The organism is Alkalihalobacillus deserti (assembly GCF_020734105.1).
Taxonomy (GTDB): Bacteria; Bacillota; Bacilli; order Bacillales; family Bacillaceae_D; genus Halalkalibacter; species Halalkalibacter deserti.
Genome location: NZ_JAJAFR010000057.1, coordinates 1 through 2458, shown reverse-complemented (window position 1 = coordinate 2458; position 2458 = coordinate 1). Strand labels below are relative to the sequence as shown.

Sequence of the window (2458 nt, the reverse complement as noted above, 5' to 3'; positions counted from 1 at the left end):
AAAATAATCATTCCATTTCACTAGACTTGGGGCTGTTCCTCCACTCCCATTACAGAAGATTCTACGGTCATACCCCTACCCTCACAAGGATGAATGCTTTTCAGCTCGTGCCTTATAACAAACGTTTCGGATGACAGTCCTTGTTTCAACGTTCCTTGCTTCCCAAGTACCTTACAACGTAGCTATCCTTTCTAGACGTAGGTGCTTTCTGTAAGCCTGTGAGCGTGATACCGCCATTGTTCGGTATAGTGTCTTTCAGAGGGTGCATTTTTACTAAACACCACTCACCCCATCGTTGGATGGCACATAGGTTTTCCCTATGTTCTAACTTTAGACCCGTACATTCGGAAGTTCGTCAGTTCCTTTCTGCGGAACATTCTCACCCTATCTAGTTTTTCAGCCATGCGGCATATCGGTTGGCATACCTTCTCCATTGAAGTGGCTCTAGCCTTCTTTCTGCCGAATCTACCTGTGCTTCACACCCCATGACCTGTCAGTCAAGACGCATGCAGGAGTATTGATGGGATAGTTTCTGAAAACATGGTTTCATCATTCCTATCCTCCGTTGTAAAGTTGAAGCTTAAATCTAATAAACTTCCTGTCATTCACGCTGAATAGCGCTTATAACAGAACTTGTCGCGCGCACCCGTTAGCTCACCAAGGATTAATATATCTCCCGTCTACATTGTATACGGCTTTCTTTTCCAGAAATACCTTTTTCGATTGTAACTTTATTTATTTCAAGACCATTTTCTGGCGTATCAGTCAAGATAATATGAATTCTATCGTAGGGAACGTCATCATGATGTACACCATAATTTAACGCACTTGCTTGGACGATATGTCTTCTTGTATCGCCATTTATTCTTTCAATTTTATCTATTTTGGGACACATGATAAAGTCTGAGTAAGCTTTGTCGAGATAGTAAAAATATCTTGTATATAAGGTTTCTTCAAGCAACTCTTCTTTTGGAGCTCCTACACTTTCAAGCCTCCACCCAACTAAAAGCCAATCAAATAGTTCTAATGATTTCATTCGGACTTTCATTTTATTTTTCGTATATATAACCTCACCATCTGCTATTGTGCATTTCTTTTTTTGTTTCTCAGAAATACAATTATATACAGGTTCGATAGCTACAATATCCCCGTTTTTCATTCTAATTTCCAATTTAAAGATGGGGGTTTTATATAACTCTATCTCAGTTGGTCCTTCGGAAAGTTTGGATGTGTTTATCCATTTAATAACCTTACGGATAATTGCTTCTTCATATCCATCACTTTCCTTAAACAAACGGGAACCGCCATATTTACGGTTTACTTGAATAGATAAAACATCTTCTGTGTTTAAATCAGGTGGAATACTTGCTTTTGCTAATTGTATCGAGGAAAATAGTCCAACAATCACCATGTATATTATGACTAACTTTTTCACGATTTTTACGCCACCTTTGGAAGTAGTATTGTAGGTATTTTCCCCATAGCTTAAAACTAAATTCCAAAATGACATACTATAACCAGTCAGTGATTAGAAAAGCTGTCTATTTGACAGCCTCCGTTATTAAACTAATCTTCTTTAGTGAAAAAGCGACTGACCTAATTGAACAATCGCACCCTTTACTTTAATAAGGACTCCTATTAATACATGTTACATGGTTTTAAGAAAATCATTGCTTGATTAAAATTATTTCTTCTGTTTTATTCTCCCAATGGACAGCAGAAGCTAATCTTTCCGCTTTATTTAATCGGAACTCAGGTGTAACATCAAATATACCAACTCTCAGTGTGCCGTCTTCGTTTAGACCATCTTCTTCCATATCAATATTCATATTCTCACCTTCAATAACATAACTAATTATGTCGTTTGGGAATAGATTGGAGCTTTTATACTTTAAAACAATCTCAACAAAGTCGTATTCATTCTCACCAGAACGAAGTTCCACATTCCAATTTTCACTTTCACCAACAAAAAGATATGGACCAGATTGACAGCCACTCAGAGCAAGTCCTAACAAAATCAAACACATTATAAAATTACGATACATAACGAAATGCACCTCCTTTTATAATAAATGTCCTTAGTTTTAAAACATGTCAATCATATGACAGTTTCCCTAAAGAAAAAAGCATTCCTGTTGATATTTCAGAAACGCTACCCGTTAGCATAATAATTTATTTCCCTCTCTGATAAAGCAATTCCCCATCAGTAGAATAAGCAGAAACCATGACTACTCTTTCATTGCCGTCATCTTGTTCAGAAACAAGATACCAATAGGTTCTCTCGTTATTTATTATTAAACTTGCATCCCTTTGAGTATTGTTATATTCAACGTAAGCCCGAATTATAAAAAATAAGCGCACCTTACCGGTACGCATGACAAATAGCCGTATATCACGACTTTTTTAATCGAATATACGGCTTATTTTATTTTCTGTTACATGTTTCTTGGATCTTTTT

2 protein-coding genes are annotated in these 2458 nt (G+C 36.6%); both read right to left on the bottom strand.

Features of this window, described 5'->3' with window-relative positions; genetic code table 11:
• Window positions 1–664: 664 nt before the first annotated feature.
• Window positions 665–1435 carry a hypothetical protein gene (locus LDX58_RS25510; protein WP_227940468.1) on the bottom strand — a complete coding sequence of 257 codons (771 nt, stop codon included), beginning with the start codon at window positions 1433–1435 and terminating at the stop codon, window positions 665–667.
• A gap of 232 nt (window positions 1436–1667) precedes the next feature.
• Window positions 1668–2045, bottom strand: a complete 378-nt coding sequence (locus LDX58_RS25505; RefSeq protein ID WP_227940467.1) for a hypothetical protein — start codon at window positions 2043–2045, stop codon at window positions 1668–1670.
• Window positions 2046–2458 lie beyond the last annotated feature (413 nt).